At 65.7% G+C, this 15,536-nt stretch carries 11 protein-coding genes; 6 read left to right on the top strand and 5 right to left on the bottom strand.

Features of this window, described 5'->3' with window-relative positions; all coding sequences use genetic code 11:
* Window positions 1-234: 234 nt before the first annotated feature.
* The 4 genes from ligA to moaA form a co-directional block, all read right to left on the bottom strand.
* A complete protein-coding gene (gene ligA / locus CL52_RS08100; RefSeq protein WP_043219704.1) occupies window positions 235-2,601 on the bottom strand; it encodes an NAD-dependent DNA ligase LigA in 2,367 nt (788 codons plus the stop codon).
* A gap of 338 nt (window positions 2,602-2,939) precedes the next feature.
* Window positions 2,940-3,782 carry a cell division protein ZipA gene (zipA, locus tag CL52_RS08095; protein ID WP_043219702.1) on the bottom strand — a complete coding sequence of 281 codons (843 nt, stop codon included), beginning with the start codon at window positions 3,780-3,782 and terminating at the stop codon, window positions 2,940-2,942.
* Window positions 3,783-3,962: 180 nt separating this feature from the next.
* Window positions 3,963-7,448 (bottom strand): chromosome segregation protein SMC, encoded by a 3,486-nt coding sequence (smc, locus tag CL52_RS08090; protein ID WP_043219699.1) that lies wholly within the window; start codon window positions 7,446-7,448, stop codon window positions 3,963-3,965.
* Between the two features lie 228 nt (window positions 7,449-7,676).
* Window positions 7,677-8,672, bottom strand: coding sequence for a GTP 3',8-cyclase MoaA (moaA, locus tag CL52_RS08085; protein WP_041105307.1), 996 nt, complete (start codon window positions 8,670-8,672; stop codon window positions 7,677-7,679).
* A gap of 157 nt (window positions 8,673-8,829) precedes the next feature.
* Here moaA and CL52_RS08080 point away from each other — a divergent pair, with 157 nt between their 5' ends.
* Both CL52_RS08080 and CL52_RS08075 read left to right on the top strand, forming a co-directional pair.
* Complete coding sequence (locus CL52_RS08080) at window positions 8,830-9,717, top strand: ion transporter (RefSeq protein WP_043219698.1); 888 nt, start codon at window positions 8,830-8,832, stop codon at window positions 9,715-9,717.
* Window positions 9,718-9,809: 92 nt separating this feature from the next.
* On the top strand, window positions 9,810-10,223 hold the full coding sequence (locus CL52_RS08075; protein WP_041105304.1) for a CopD family protein: 414 nt from the start codon (window positions 9,810-9,812) through the stop codon (window positions 10,221-10,223).
* A gap of 54 nt (window positions 10,224-10,277) precedes the next feature.
* On the opposite strand, the gene CL52_RS08070 is transcribed toward CL52_RS08075, so the two are convergent.
* Window positions 10,278-10,742, bottom strand: a complete 465-nt coding sequence (locus CL52_RS08070; RefSeq protein WP_043219697.1) for a DUF2231 domain-containing protein — start codon at window positions 10,740-10,742, stop codon at window positions 10,278-10,280.
* Window positions 10,743-10,940: 198 nt separating this feature from the next.
* On the opposite strand from CL52_RS08070, the gene coxB reads away from it, so the two are divergent.
* Genes coxB through CL52_RS08050 form a run of 4 tightly spaced genes read left to right on the top strand, consistent with a single transcriptional unit; the run spans window position 10,941 to window position 15,536 of the window.
* Window positions 10,941-11,834, top strand: coding sequence for a cytochrome c oxidase subunit II (coxB, locus tag CL52_RS08065; RefSeq protein ID WP_041105806.1), 894 nt, complete (start codon window positions 10,941-10,943; stop codon window positions 11,832-11,834).
* Window positions 11,831-14,359, top strand: a complete 2,529-nt coding sequence (ctaD, locus tag CL52_RS08060) for a cytochrome c oxidase subunit I (RefSeq protein ID WP_043219695.1) — start codon at window positions 11,831-11,833, stop codon at window positions 14,357-14,359. Before coxB ends, ctaD begins: the two co-directional genes overlap by 4 nt.
* Window positions 14,359-14,718, top strand: coding sequence for a hypothetical protein (locus CL52_RS08055; RefSeq protein WP_043219693.1), 360 nt, complete (start codon window positions 14,359-14,361; stop codon window positions 14,716-14,718). Before ctaD ends, CL52_RS08055 begins: the two co-directional genes overlap by 1 nt.
* Complete coding sequence (locus CL52_RS08050; protein ID WP_052264526.1) at window positions 14,709-15,536, top strand: cytochrome c oxidase assembly protein; 828 nt, start codon at window positions 14,709-14,711, stop codon at window positions 15,534-15,536. The genes CL52_RS08055 and CL52_RS08050 overlap by 10 nt, the downstream gene beginning before the upstream one ends.

The raw sequence follows: 15,536 nt of genomic DNA, 5'->3' as shown, positions 1-15,536 counted from the left end.
CCGCTACGCCAGCGCATCCGTACTGCGGACTTGCTTGACCAGTTTTTCGGGTGGAGCGGGGAAAACTTTAGGGAGATGGCGGAAGCGGTTTGCTTAGGTGGCAGGAAGGAAGATCGTTGAGTGCTGACGGGCCTCGGAGAGCATTCGCGGCAAAGGCCGCTCCTACAGCTTCAGCGAAACAGTCCGGAGCGGCTTTGGCGGCGAGGGTCGCTGGGATGGGCTTATGCTGGCGCGCTATGAACCAAGCTGAGCGAGGTGCTCGAGGAATTGCGCTTCGTCGAGCACCGTCACACCGAGTTCATTCGCCTTGGCGAGCTTGGAGCCCGCACCCGGCCCGGCGACCACGCACGTCGTCTTGGCCGAAACGGAACCAGCAACCTTTGCCCCCAGGGCCTCCAAGCGCGCCTTGCCCTCGTCGCGGCTCATGCTTTCCAGGGTGCCGGTCAGCACCCAGGTCTGCCCGGCCAATGGCAGGCCCTCGGCCGCTTTCTTCTCGCTTTGCCAGTGCATGCCGAACTCGCGTAGCTGCGCCTCGATGGCGCGGGCGCGCTCGGCGTTCTCGGCGTTGTCGAAATAGTCACGCAGGGCGCGCGCGGCCTTTTCGTTGAGGCGTTCGACCTGGCGCAAGTCGAGCCAGTCGGCGGCGATAATCGCCTCCAGGCTACCGAAGCGCTCAGCCAGGCGTTGCGCACCGGTGCGGGCGATATAGGGAATATTCAGCCGGTCGAGCAGGTCAGCGAGCGTCGCGCAGGCGGCGAACTCCGGATGCACCTCGCCCTCCTCCTGCAGCTGCACGCCGCGCTCGCGCAGCTGGGCGATGACCTGGCGATTGTGCGCGTCGGCGAAAAAGCTGTGGATCTCGTGGGCCACTTCCAGGCCGACGTCCGGCAGATAGACGAGCACATCGGGCAGCGCACGACTGATGCGCTCCAGCGAGCCGAGAGCCCGCGCCAGCAACTTGGCGGTTTCCTCGCCGACGTCAGGAATGCCCAGCGCATAGATGAACCGGGCGAGCGCCGGCTTACGGCTGGCGTCGATAGCGCTCAGCAGGTTGCGCGTGGAGGTTTCGGCGAAGCCATCGAGCTCGATGACCTGTTCCTGGGTGAGGCAGTACAGATCCGCCGGCGATGTGACCAGCCCTCGATCGACCAGCTGCTCGACGATCTTGTCGCCCAGGCCATCGATATCCATCGCGCGGCGCGAGACGAAGTGGATGATCGCCTGCTTCAGCTGCGCCTGACAGGCCAGCCGGCCGACGCAGCGGTAGATCGAGCCCTCGCTCACCGACTCGCGACCCTTGCTGCGCTTGATCAGCTGGGTGCGCTCGACTGCCGACCCGCACACCGGACAGCGCTCGGGCACCTGCACGGCGCGCGCGTCGGCCGGGCGGCGCTCGGCAATGACGCCAAGGATCTGCGGGATCACATCCCCAGCGCGACGCACGATGACGGTATCACCGATCATCACGCCCAACCGCGCCACTTCGTCCATGTTATGCAGAGTCGCGTTGGATACGGTGACGCCGGCCACCTGCACGGGCTTGAGCCGGGCCACCGGCGTGATGGCGCCGGTGCGGCCGACCTGGAACTCGACGTCCAGCAGCTCGGTAATCTCTTCACGAGCCGGAAACTTGTGGGCGATCGCCCAGCGCGGCTCGCGCGCACGAAAGCCCAGCTCTCGCTGCTGCGCCGTGGCATTGACCTTGAACACCACGCCGTCGATCTCATAAGGCAGCGCGTCGCGCTTCTCGCCAATGGCCTGGTAATAGGCACGGCACTCGGCGACGCCTCGGGCCAGCTTCAGCTCGCGGCTGATCGGCAGCCCCCAGCCTTTCAGCGCCTCGAGGATGCCGATATGGGTGTCCGGCAGCTCGCCGTCGCTGCGACCGACGCCGTAAGCGCAGAGCTCCAGCGGGCGGCTGGCGGTGATTCGGGCGTCCAGCTGCCGCAGGCTGCCGGCCGCCGCATTGCGCGGGTTGGCGAAGGTCTTGCCGCCGGCCTCCAGTTGACGCGCGTTGAGCGCTTCGAAGCCGGCCTTGGGCATGTAGATCTCCCCCCGCACCTCGAGCACGGCAGGCCAACCACGGCCCTGCAGCTTCAGCGGAATGTTGCGCACGGTACGCACGTTGGCGGTGATGTCTTCCCCGGTGCTGCCATCGCCGCGGGTGGCACCACGCACCAGCACGCCATTTTCGTACAGCAGGCTGACCGCGAGGCCGTCGAGCTTGGGTTCGCAGCTGTATTCGACCTCTGCGCCGCCACCGAACAGATCGCCAGCCGGGAGGTCCAGCCCCTCGCGCACGCGGCGATCGAAGTCGAGCAGGTCCTGCTCTTCGAAGGCGTTGCCCAGACTCAGCATCGGCACTTCGTGGCGCACCTGGCCGAACGCCGCAAGGGCTTGCCCACCAACGCGCTGGGTCGGCGACTCCGGCGTTACCAGCTCGGGGTGCTCGGCCTCTAGCGCCTTCAGTTCGTTGAACAGGCGATCATATTCGGCGTCAGGCACGCTCGGCTCGTCGAGCACGTAATAGCGGTAGTTGTGGGCGTCGATTTCGCTGCGCAGTTCGGCGATGCGCTCGGCGGCGGTTTGAGCGGAAGGCATAGGACGGAGCCGTGACTGGGGCTGTGCTGATTCAGACCGCATCAGCGCGCCTTGGTTGATAGGGAAAGGCGTCGGATTCTAGCCGAATGCGACCGGGAAGGCAGGTCTGCGGGCACCTGATCGGGCATAGGCAACAGGGCGGGGAACACGACAGCGCAACGGTGACAGGCGCCCCGACCAATAGGATCGGCGGGCTGGAGCCGACTCGGAAAAGCGTCCTGATGCAGCGGCCGCTGGGCTGAAGGGCCGCTCCAGGGATGTAGCGCCGAATGATCGGCCGGGGCGAGCCGGCCCGGCAAACGCGGCACCGGGCGCTAGGCCCGGTGCGAGGGAGTTACTCAGCGTTGCTTGAGTGTCATCTGTCGGCGCTCGAACTCCACGATACGCTGGCGATAGTGCTCGATGGTCTGAGCGGTCAATACGCTGCGTTGGTCGTCCTTGAGTTCGCCGTTGAGCTCCGAGGCAAGCTTGCGGGCCGCCGCGACCATGACATCGAAAGCCTGTTTGGGATGTCGCGGCCCAGGCAGGCCAAGGAAGAAACTCACGGCCGGAGTGGTGAAATGGTCGATGTCATCGAGGTCGAAGGTGCCCGGCTTGACGGCATTGGCCATCGAGAACAGCACCTCGCCATTGCCCGCCATGCTTTCGTGACGATGGAAGATGTCCATTTCACCAAAACGCAGCCCGCTCTCGAGGATGTTCTGCAGCAAGGCCGGCCCACGAAAGCCGCCCGGATCGCGCGCGAGCACGTTGATCACCAGGACTTCCTCGACCGGAGACTGATCCCGCGCGACTTCCGGCTCCTTCTCGGACTCGTCGTCCTCCCCGACCACGGGGTCGAGCAAGGTTGGCACCGGCTCTTCGGCCGCAAAATGCAGATCACCCTGACGCGGCTCCTTGTGGCGGCGCTTGGCGGCCGGCTCACGGATGCCCTCGCGCGCGTTGACGGCAGGCAGATCGGTCTCGTTCAGTTGGGGCTCGTTGTTGCGATTGACGACCCGCGCCGGGCCGAGCAGTTCGTTGGAGTCGTCATCGACGTCCGGAAGATTGGCGAGGTTGCGGTCCAGCTTGAATTTCAGCTTGCCCTTGCCGCCGCGCATGCGGCGCCAGCCGTCAAAGAGTATCCCGGCGATGACGATGATGCCGATGACGATCAGCCACTCGCGCAGACCGATATCCATTAATCCTCTTACCCCTGAATCCGATGATAAAGACGCGAAATATCAGGCATTCCAGCCGCATTCGCGCATCGCAAAAAATGTTCTCTAAGCTAGCACGACGAACGGCAGATTTGCACCGTGCGCCAGTTCTCTTTTATAGCCGTGGGCCGTTGCAAAACGCTTCCAGACTCCAAGCCAACCTCAGGCCTCTGCCAACGCCACGGCTTGCTCCACGTCGACGGCGACCAGACGCGAACAACCCGGCTCGTGCATGGTCACGCCCATCAGCTGGTCGGCCATTTCCATGGCGATCTTGTTATGGGTGATGTAGATGAACTGCACCTTCTCGGACATCTCCTTGACCAACCGGGCGTAGCGACCGACGTTCGCGTCATCCAGCGGCGCGTCCACTTCGTCGAGCATGCAGAACGGCGCCGGATTCAGCTGGAAAATCGCGAACACCAGGGCCAGCGCCGTTAGCGCCTTTTCACCCCCGGAGAGCAGGTGGATGGTGCTGTTCTTCTTGCCTGGCGGCCGCGCCATGATCGCTACCCCGGTATCGAGTAAATCTTCCCCGGTAAGTTCCAGATAGGCCGTGCCACCGCCGAACACCTTGGGGAATAGCGCCTGCAGGCCGGCGTTGATCTGCTCGAAGGTTTCCTTGAAGCGATTGCGCGTCTCGCGGTCGATCTTGCGGATGACGTTTTCCAGCGTCTCCAGCGCCTCGACCAGGTCGTCGTTCTGCGCGTCCAGGTAGCGCTTGCGCTCGGACTGCTGCTGATATTCGTCGATCGCCGCCAGGTTGATCGGCCCGAGGCGCTGAATGCGCTGCGCCAGTTGTTCCAGCCCCGCCTCCCATTGCGCCTCCCCCGCATCGGCGGGCAACGTGGCGAGTACCCCATGCAGGTCGTAGCCATCCTCGTGCAGCTGATCCTGCAAGGCCTTGCGGCGAACGGTGAGGGCCTGCCACTCCAGCCGCTGCTGTTCCAGCTGACCACGCAACAGCTGCGCCTGCTGTTCGGCCTGAGTCCGGCGCTTTTCGGCATCACGCAGTTCACGATCCGCGTCTTCGAGGGCAAGCCGCGCCAGCTTCAGCTCGTCCTCGACGGCCATACGCCGCTCGAGCAGCTCTTCGAGCTTCATGCGTAGCTCTTCGAGCGGAGCCTCGCCCTCCTCCAGGTTGAGGTTCAGCTGTTCGCGTCGCTCGACCGCCCGCTCGAATTGCAGCTCCAGCCGCTCCAGCGCCTGGCGGGTCGAATCGTGCTGGGCACGCAGCGAGCCCACCCGCACGGCGAGCTGGTGCGCATGATCCTTGTGCTGGCGAGCATCCTGGCGCACCCGGTCGAGGCGCTCGCGGATGTCGTCACGGCTGGCTAGCAGCTCTTCCCGACGCTCGCTATCGCTGGCCATGGCATCGAGCGCGTCCTGCAGCAGCAGACGCGCCTCGCCGAGCTGCTCGGTCTCGATCGCACGTTGCTCTGCCAGCTCGGCAAGCTCCGTCTCGAGGCGCTGACGGCGCTCCAGTAGCTGCTCTGCGCGCGCCTGGCGAGCGGACCGCTGCGCCTTCAGTTCGCCTTGCTGGCGCGCCTCGTCCTGCAGCAGACGGCGCTGCCGCTCGCGCGCCGCTTCACGCTCGGACAGCTCGTGGCGCCCCTGGGCCAGGCGTCGCTCGATATCGTCCAGCGCGCGCAGCCGCTCCTCGCGTTCATCGACGAGCGCGGCCAACTCCTGACCGCGCGCGAGGATGCCGCCAGAGGCATCCTCGGGGCGGCGAACCCGCAGGAAGTGGCGCCCGACCCAGTAGCCATCACGACTAACCAGACTTTCACCTTCGGCAAGCGAGGCACGCCCGGCCAGCGCCTGCTCGAGCGTTTCGACCGGGCGGACAGCACCCAGCCAGGGCGAGAGATCGATACCCGCCTCGACCTTGTCGAGCAGGCTGCCCCGCTGCTTCGCGGCCGGAGCGCCCGTTGCGATGCGCAGCTCGCCTTCGGCGAACGTGGCGAAATCGAGCGCGCCCAGATCATTCAGCACCACGGCCTGCAGATCCGCGCCGAGCACCGTCTCGACGGCGACCTCCCAACCGGCCTCGACACGTAGCTGCTCGGCCAACCGGCTGGATTCGGACAGTTGCTGATTGCTCAGCCACTCGGCGACGCCCTTGCCCGGCTCCAGCGCCGCCTGCTGCAGCGCCTCGAGCGACGCGATGCGGCCTTCCAGGCGCTGCAGCTCACCCGTGGCTCGCTGCTGGGTGTTGCCGAGTTCGTCGAGTTCGCCGCGCAGGGTCTCGAGCTGCTCGTCGAGCACCTGCTCGGCAGCCGCCAGCTCTTCAAGGCGCAGCTCGCCGAGCGCCAGCTGTTCGTCCAGCTCCAGGATTGCCGCATCTTCCGGATCAGCCGCCAGCTGAACACGCTCCTCGTCGAGCCGACGCTGCCGCTCGCTGAGGCGCTCGAGGCTCTGCTCCTGCTGCTGGATACGCGCCTGCTGCACCTCGGCTACCCGACGCGGCTCGGCGCTCTGCTGGTTGAAGCGATCCCACTGTTCCTGCCAGCTCTGCATCGCTGCTTCGGCCTGCTCGAGCTGTGCAGCGCCCTCCTCCGCACTCGCAGCGGCCAGCTCTTGCTCGGGCTCGAGCATGGCAAGCTCTTCGCCAAGCGTCGCCAGCAACGTGCGGTCATGCCCCAGGTGCGATTCGGTTTCCAGCCGGGCCCGCTCCGCCTCGCGCAAATCATCCTGCAGCTGGCGCAAACGCTGCTGGCCATGCTGAATACTCTGCTCGACGCGGGCGATGTCGCCCCCCACCGAATAGAAGCGCCCCTGCACCTGGTTGAAGCGCTCGGAGAGTTCGTGATGGCCGTCGCGCAACCGCTCGATACTGGCATCGGCACTGCGCTGCTCGGCTACTAGCGCTTCGAAGGCAACCTCCTGATTGCCGATGACCTGCTCACGCCCGCCGACCTGCTCGTTCAATGCCTGCCAGCGCAATGCGGCCAGCTGGGCCTTGAGCTGGCGCTCCTCGGCTTTGTACTCCTGGTATTTCTCCGCCGATTGCGCCTGACGATGCAGCCGTTCGAGCTGCCGTTCGAGTTCTTCACGCAAGTCAGTCAGGCGTGCCAGGTTCTCCTGGGTGCGGCGAATGCGATTCTCGGTCTCGCGGCGACGCTCCTTGTATTTGGAGATGCCCGCCGCTTCCTCGATGAAATGCCGCAGATCTTCGGGTTTGGCCTCGATCAGCCGGGAAATCATGCCCTGCTCGATGATCGAATAGCTGCGTGGGCCAAGGCCGGTGCCGAGGAAGATGTCGGTGATATCACGGCGACGGCACTTGGTGCCGTTGAGGAAATAGGTGTTCTGCCCGTCGCGGGTCACCCGGCGGCGGATGGAAATCTCGGCAAACGCCGCGTATTCGCCAGTCAGGCTGCCGTCGGCATTGTCGAAGATCAGCTCGATGCTGGCCTGGGTCACCGGCTTGCGGGTGTTGGAGCCGTTGAAGATGACGTCGGTCATCGACTCGCCGCGCAAGTTCTTCGCCGAGCTCTCACCCATTACCCAGCGCACCGCGTCGATGATGTTGGACTTGCCGCAGCCGTTGGGCCCGACCACCGCCGCCATGTTGCTCGGGAAGCTCACGGTGGTGGGATCGACAAAGGACTTGAAGCCTGCGAGCTTGATGCTTTTCAGACGCATGAAAGCCTTCCGTGGCAGCGGCCGGCGCCTGGCCGGGCAAGCAGTGGTCGCCGTGACGTCATGGGTGTTTCGGGCATCCTGGTGGGCGTTGGCGATAGGCGCGCGAGTCTAGCACGCCACCTCGTTCGCCAGGCAGGCACCTACGCATGCTGCAGGGCGCAAAGGCGCGCGAGGGGACGGGACAGCCGGAACCGTTGGGGACGGATCGGGGGTTTCGCCAGCGGCCCGTCAGCCGCCGGTCATGCTCATGAAGCGCACCACCTGCACCTGCTCGTCGGTACGGAAGTGGTGACGTTCCGGCTTGAGCTGCAGCGCCTCGACCAGCGCGTTGCGCAGCCGCTCGGCGTCGCCAGGATGGCTGCGCATCAGCTGCTTGAGGTCCAGCGCCCCTTCATGACCGAGGCACAGCACCAGCTTGCCTTCGGCTGTGACCCGTACGCGATTGCAGCTGCCGCAGAAATTGTGGCTGTGCGGCGAGATGAAGCCGACCTGCGTCTGCGTGCCCGCCACCTGCCAGTAGCGCGACGGCCCACCGGTGACATGGCTGCTGCGCACCAGCGTATGCCGCTGTTCGATGCGCTCGCGCACCTCATCGCTGGAACAGAAAGTGATCCGGCGCTCGTGGCTGGCCACGTTGCCCAGCGGCATCTCTTCGATGAAGCTGATATCGAGCCCTCGCGCCACGGCGAAATCGACCAGATCAAGCACCTCGTCGTCATTGCGGCCTTTCTGGATCACGCTGTTGAGCTTGATGCGCTCGAAGCCAGCAGCCTTCGCCGCATCGATGCCTTCAAGCACGCGTTCGAGGCGGTCACGCCGAGTCAGCTCGGCGAAGCGTTGCGGATTCAGCGAATCGAGGCTGACGTTCAGACGGCGCACGCCTGCGCGGCGCAAGGCGGGCGCCAGCTTGTAAAGCTGCGAACCGTTGGTGGTGATGGCCAGGTCTTCCAGTTCGCTGCGTGCGCCAAGGCGTTCGAGCAGCTCGGTCAAACCCTTGCGGACCAGCGGCTCGCCACCGGTGATGCGGATGCGCTTGACGCCCAGCCCGATGAAGGCATCGGCGACGGCGTAAAGCTCTTCAAGCGAAAGGATGTGCGAGCGCGGCGCGAAGATCATGTCCTCGCTCATGCAGTAGGTGCAGCGAAAGTCGCAACGGTCGGTAACCGAAAGCCGCAGGTATGTGATGCGCCGACCGAACGGGTCGACCAGCTTCGAATCGGACATCTCTCTCTCCCACTGCACGCATGAACCAAGACTATGACGGAAGACGGCAATAGGCAAAGAACGTTCGCTCGGGCAAGCGCGGCCACGCTGTGTACACTGCGGCGCAGAGCGAACCCGCTGGCCACGCGGGTCAACCTGCCCTGGAGGAACGAGCCGGATGGATAACGATGCGCTGCGCGAGATGAACTGGCGCGAACGCCTGTACACCATCATCTTCTTCACCAATACCGACGCCGGCCGGCGATTCGACACCTGGCTGCTGGTGGTGATCTTCGCCAGCCTGGTGGTGGTGATGTTCGACAGCGTCGCCAGCATCAACCAGCGTCACGGCATGCTGCTGGCCGGCATCGAATGGGTCTTCACCGCGCTGTTCGCCCTCGAATACATCACCCGGGTGTGCGTTCACCCCGCTCCGCGCAAGTACATCTTCAGCTTCTACGGGGCCATCGACCTCCTGTCGGTGGTGCCTGCGTTCATCGCCTTGCTGTTCCCCGATGCCCAGTACCTGCTGATCGTCCGGGTGATTCGCATGCTGCGGGTCTTCCGCGTACTGAAGCTCACCCATTACCTCAGCCAGGCCAACTTCCTTCTGGTGGCGCTGCGCGGCAGCCGGCAGAAGATCGTCGTATTCCTGCTGAGCGTGAGCACGCTGGTGGTGGTGTACGGCACGCTGATGTACGTGATCGAGGGGCCCAGCAACGGCTTCACCAGCATCCCGATGAGCGTGTACTGGGCGGTGGTGACGCTGACCACCGTGGGGTTCGGCGACATCGTTCCACACACTGCCCTGGGCAAGGCCCTGGCGACGCTGGTGATGATCACCGGCTATTCGATCATTGCCGTGCCAACGGGCATCTTCACCGCCGAACTGGCCAATGCCATGCGCGACGACAGCGTGCTGCATTACAACTGCCCGAGCTGCGCCAAGGGCGTGCACGACGCCAACGCCGCGTTCTGCAGCCGTTGCGGCAGTCGCCTGTTCGAACGCCTCGAGGAAGCGCCAAGGCACCCCGAGCGTGACGAGTCGCCGCCACCGGCAGACTGAGCGCCCCGACCGCGCACTGAGCCCGAGCAGCCGAACGGCTCGCAGGCAAGGCTGTCACAAGTCAGACTTGCCGCCACCGGACGAACTCGGGCATGCCCCTTCTCAAGCTGCTGCATTTCGCCGCGCTGATCTGCTGGTGCGGCACGCTGCTCTACCTGCCGGCGCTGGTTGCTGCCGGCACACGCAGCAGCGACAAGCTCTTCTACCGCGACCACGCGCATCTGACGCGCCTGGTCTTCACCCTCATCGGTACGCCCGCCGCGCTGCTGGCCATCGGCTCGGGTACGGCGCTGTTCCTGCGCGACGGCACCCTCGCCGGCTGGCTGATCATCAAGTTGACGGCCGTAACCGGCATGGCGCTCTGTCATGCGCTGTGCGGGGTTCTCGTGCTGCGCGTTGAGCGTCGGCCGGACCGCCGCGTCACCTACCAGTGCCTGACGCTGGGCGTGCTCATCCCCCTGCTGATCAGCCTGACGCTCTGGCTGGTGCTGGCCAAACCCTTCTGACCCGGACGGACTCGACGCATGACGCCTGACGCCCGCGCCCGCCGCACGCTCCCGCTAGCTGTCCAGATCGACGCCGACGGCATGTTCATACACCAGGCGCCCACCAAGGAACGCCGCCAGGGAGATCAGCAGCGCCGTGATCACGGACAGGTACAGCCCCCACAGGGCCCCCTCGTCAGCGCCGAGGCCCTGATAGCGCAGAAGCCAGTTGAGCGAGGCCAGCGAGAGCATCATCACCGCCAGGATGGCGTGGCACCAGGCTGTCACCTTGCGCCGAATATCCCGCACGCTGAGCAGATCGATCAGCCCGGCGATGCTCGCGACCCAGCCGCCGAACGCACCGACACCGGCCAGCCAGAGCCCGCCGCGCTGCCAGAACGGATCGAGCGTCCACAGGTAGGCCAGGTCGGCCGGAAGCAAACCGATCAGCGCCGCTACCGGAAAGTGGATCATCATCGGATGCAGCGGATGGCTGCCGATCGCCGCATTGCTGTGGATCGAATTTCGCTCTATCGCCATTGCGCCCTCCCAGGCCCACTTCACGGGTTGAACGCTGCCCCGGCCGGGCGCGACAGCGAACGTCAGCCGGCCGGCATGGCGTCGGTGAAGCAACAGACGCAGCCGCAGGCCCTGATGAAATGGACCACGCTGGCGCTGGCAGTTCCTTCTCTGACTGCCTGCGGCGGTGCGCAGTCGGCGCTGAACCCGGCCGGCCCGATGGCGCAGGACGTGGCTAACGTCTGGTGGTGGATGTTTGGCTTTGCCGTGCTCGTCTGGCTGGCGGTAGCCACGCTGTGGGTCTATGCCATGTTGCGTCGTTCGCAGCCGCACAGCGCCGAGCAGGCCAAGCGCATCAATCGCCGCTGGGTAATCGGTGGCGGCATCGTGCTGCCCAGCGTGAGCATCGCCGTGCTGCTCGCCTTTGGCCTGCCGACCGGCCGCAGCATGCTGCCGCTGCCCGTCGAGGGTGAACAGCCGCTGCGGATCCGGATCGTCGGCCACCAATGGTGGTGGGAAGTGCGCTACCCGGACCAGGAGGTGGTCACGGCCAACCAGCTGGTTCTACCGGTCGGTCGGCCGGCCGACATCGAGGTCACCAGTGCCGATGTCATCCATTCGTTCTGGGTACCGCGGCTGGGCGGCAAGATGGACATGATTCCCGGGCGAACCAACGTCATCCGCCTTGAAGCTGCCCATGCGGGCGCCTACCGCGGGCAATGCTCGGAATTCTGCGGCACCCAGCATGCCTTCATGGCGCTGCATGTGGAGGCGCTGGAGACCAGTGATTTCGCGGCCTGGCTGGAACGTCGCCAGCAGCGCGCGGCAATCCGGCCGGCCCCGGGCGAGGCCGGCGCGGTATTCGCGTCGCGCTGCGGGCAATGTCACCGCGTCGCCGGCGTGAGCGACGGCAACCGTGCACCCGACCTGACCGACCTGGCCACCCGCCCGACCCTCGGCGCCGGCGTCATCCGCAATGACCACGACGGCCTGCGCCGCTGGCTGCGCGAGCACCAGACGCTCAAGCACGGCAATGCCATGCCACGCCACGACGAGGTACCCGACGCCACCCTCGAACAGATCGCCCAATGGCTGGAGACGCTCTCCCCATGAGCAATGCAACCCCCCGCACCGCCCCAGGTACCGACATCGACCAGCTGCATGACCAGTTCGACGAGGTCTGGGGCAACCCGCGCGGCTGGCGTGCGCTGACCATCGTCAACCACACCACCATCGGCCTGCGCTTTCTCGTCACCGGTGGCGTGTTCTTCCTGATCGGCGGGTTGCTGGCGATGCTCATCCGCACCCAGCTCGCCCTGCCCGGCTACGAGCTGATGGAGCCGGACGTCTACAACCAGGTCTTCACCATGCACGGCACGGTGATGATGTTTCTGTTCGCCGTGCCGATGATGGAAGGGCTGGCCGTCTACCTGATCCCAAAGATGATCGGCGCGCGCGACCTGGTGTTCCCACGGCTGTCGGCGCTCGGCTATTTCTGCTACCTGTTCGGCGGCATCATCCTGCTGTCGAGCATCTTTCTGGACGTCGCGCCGAAGGCTGGCTGGTTCATGTACACGCCGCTGTCGAGCCAGGCGCACACCCCGGGCGTCAACTCGGACTTCTGGCTGCTGGGTATCACCTTCGTCGAGATCTCCGCAGTGTCGGCCGGGGTCGAGCTGGTGGTATCGATCCTGCGTACCCGCACCAGCGGCATGGCGCTGCACAAGATGCCGCTCTACGCCTGGTACATCCTGGTGATGGCGATGATGATCGTGGTCGGATTCCCGCCGCTGATCCTGGGCAGCATCCTGCTGGAACTCGAGCGCGCCGCCGGATTCCCCTTCTTCGACCCGGCCGGCGGTGGCGACCCCGTGCTCTGGCAGCACCTGTTCTGGCTGTTCGGCCATCCGGAGGTGTACATCATCTTCCTTCCGGGGGCGGGCATTGTCACCACGCTGATCCCAGTGTTCTGCCAGCGCCCGCTGGTAGGTTATCGCTGGGTGGTACTCGGCGTCGTCACCACCGGCTTCATCAGCTTCGGGCTGTGGGTCCACCACATGTTCACCGTCGGCATACCGCAGCTGGCGCAGGCGTTCTTCTCGGCGGCGAGCATGCTGGTGGCGGTGCCGACCGGCGTGCAGATCTTCGCCTGGCTGGCGACGCTCTGGCTCGGCCGGCCGGTTTACAAGGTGCCGATGCTCTGGCTGGTGGGTTTTCTGCTGGTGTTCGTGGCCGGCGGCCTGACCGGCGTCATGCTCGCCCTGGTGCCGTTCGACTGGCAGGTCCATGACACCCACTTCGTCGTCGCGCACATGCACTACGTGCTGGTCGGCGGCATGTTCTTTCCACTGATGGCCGGGCTCTACTACTGGCTGCCGCACTTCTCCGGGCGCATGCCCTCGGAGAAGCTGGGCCGCTGGGGCTTCTGGCTGGTGTTCATCGGCTTCAACCTGACCTTCCTGATCATGCACTGGACCGGCCTGATCGGCATGCCGCGGCGCGTATACACCTACGAAAGCGGCCTGGGCTGGGACATTCCCAACCTCATCTCGTCGGTCGGCAGCTTTGTCATGGCCATCGGCGTGGCGACCATCCTGCTCGACATCGTGCTGCACTTTCGCTTCGGTCTGCCGGCGCCGAAGAACCCCTGGAACGCCGATACCCTGGAGTGGGCGACCAGCCTGCCGCCTTCGGCCTACAACTTCGTCAGTTTGCCGGACGTCACCGACCGTCACCCGCTATGGAAGGAGCCGGATCTGCACGACAGCATTGCCCGCGGCGAGCATGCGCTGACGGTGATCGATCACGGTCGCCGCGAGACCTGGGGCAGCGACCCGCTGAGCGGCAAGGTGCGCGAAATCATCCACCTGCCCGGCAACAGCTGGCTGCCGTTCATCGCTGCCGTACTGCTGGCGGTGCTCTGCCTGAGCCTGCTGAACAAGTTCTACTGGTTGGCGCTGGGTGCCACCGTGGCCACGCTCGTCGTGCTGCTGCGCTGGTCATGGGAGAACGGTGCGCACCCGGCTGCCGCCCCGGACGCACGCACCGAGCCGGACGAGCCTCCCCTGCATTCACGCACCTTCGATGGCCCCGGCCTGTGGGGCATGGGCGTCACCCTGCTGGCCAACGGGGCGCTCTATCTGTCGCTGGTGTTCGGCTGGTTCTATCTGTGGACGGTCGCACCGCAGTGGCAAGTACCCGAGCAGCGGCTCGACGGCTGGCCGATGCTGGTGAGTGGCGTGCTGCTCAGTGCGGGGTGCATCTGGCTGCACAGGCTGATCAAGCGGCTGCGCCAGGGAACGCTGAACACGCTGCTGGTCAACCTCGCCGGCCTTGCGTTGCTCGCCTCGCTGCAGACCGCTCTGCTGGTCTGGCAACTGCTCGGAACACCGCTGGAGCCGACGCAGACTGCGCATGATGCGGTGATCTTCGTCGTACTGGCCTACAGCATCATCCACTGCGGGCTGGCCGCGGTGCTCACCGCGCTGCAGGCCTGGCGCGTCGGCTATGGCTACGTCGGCGTGAAGGCGCCCTACGAGCCGATCGTCGTCGAGCAACTCTGGTACTACAACCTCGGTGTGCTGTGGATCAGCTATGCGGCAATCGTGCTGTTTCCCGGCACCTGGGGAGGTGTCTGATGAAGTACGCACGCACCTCGGCTTATCACCCGGTGCAGATTCCGCTGGGTCTGGTGATCTGGAGCCTGTGGTTCATCGGCATGTATGGCGGCCAGGCGGTCGTCTGCACGCTGGCGCCGCCTGCGCCCGAGCAGGGCGTCTGGAACTGGTTGAACGCCGGGCTCGGCCTGCTCACGCTGCTGACGCTCGGTCTGCTGGTGTGGCTGGCCTCGCACTTCTGGCGCTTGTCGAGACCGCCCCATCAACTCAACGAACGGCAGGTGTTCGTCACCAAGATCGCCGCCGGCATCCACATGATCGCGGCGATTGCCACGCTATTCGTCGGCATCCCGTTGCTGCAGATTCCGCCATGTCTGTAGCTCATCGCGCGGCCGCCACCCTGCTGCTCGGCCTGGCCTGGGCGGCCCCCGCGGCGGCGCACGGCCTGTTCGACGCGCACCTGGCCGAACGCACGCCACTGCTGATCACCGCCGCCCTCGTGGCAGCGGCCTGGCTGCTCTACCTACTGGGTGGGCGTCGCGTACCGCCGCGCCCCCACGAAGCGCTGTGTTTTCACGCGGCGATGCTGCTGACCGTGCTGAGCGTGTTCGGCCCCCTCGACGAATGGGCCGAAACCAGCACCAGCTGGCACATGACGCAGCACATGCTGTTCATTCTGGTGATCGCGCCACTCTGGGCGCTGGCGCGCCCGCTGCCACAGTGGCGCGGCGTCACCGGCTGGTTCGGGCAGCGCGTGTGGACTCTGCTGCTGCGTGCCGGACGCTACCCCACGGCGCTGGCCCTGCTGCACGGCGCCATCATCTGGATCTGGCACACGCCGCGGCTGTACGTCCTGGCGCTCGACAATCTCTGGGTGCATGCCTTCGAGCACGCCTGTTTTCTTTTTACCGGCTGGCTGTTCTGGTGGTCGGTCCTGCGCGCCAACCGCAAGCAGGTGCCGCAGGCATTGATGGCGGTGCTGCTGACACTGATGCATACCGGCTTGCTGGGCGCACTGCTGACGTTCGGCTCTGTGTCGTTTTATGGCGCCGAGCGGGACGTGGCGGATCAACAACTGGCGGGGCTGATCATGTGGGTGCCCGGCGGCTTCGTCTACCTGGCTGCCGGCGGCTGGATCGCCTGGCGCTGGCTCGGCCGGCTGTGGCACAGCCAACCCCAGCCCGACGACGGCCTGTGA

Source organism: Stutzerimonas balearica DSM 6083, assembly GCF_000818015.1.
Classification (GTDB): Bacteria; Pseudomonadota; Gammaproteobacteria; order Pseudomonadales; family Pseudomonadaceae; genus Stutzerimonas; species Stutzerimonas balearica.
The sequence above is the reverse complement of the archived record's forward strand: the minus strand, read 5'-3'. Positions and strand labels throughout refer to the sequence as shown.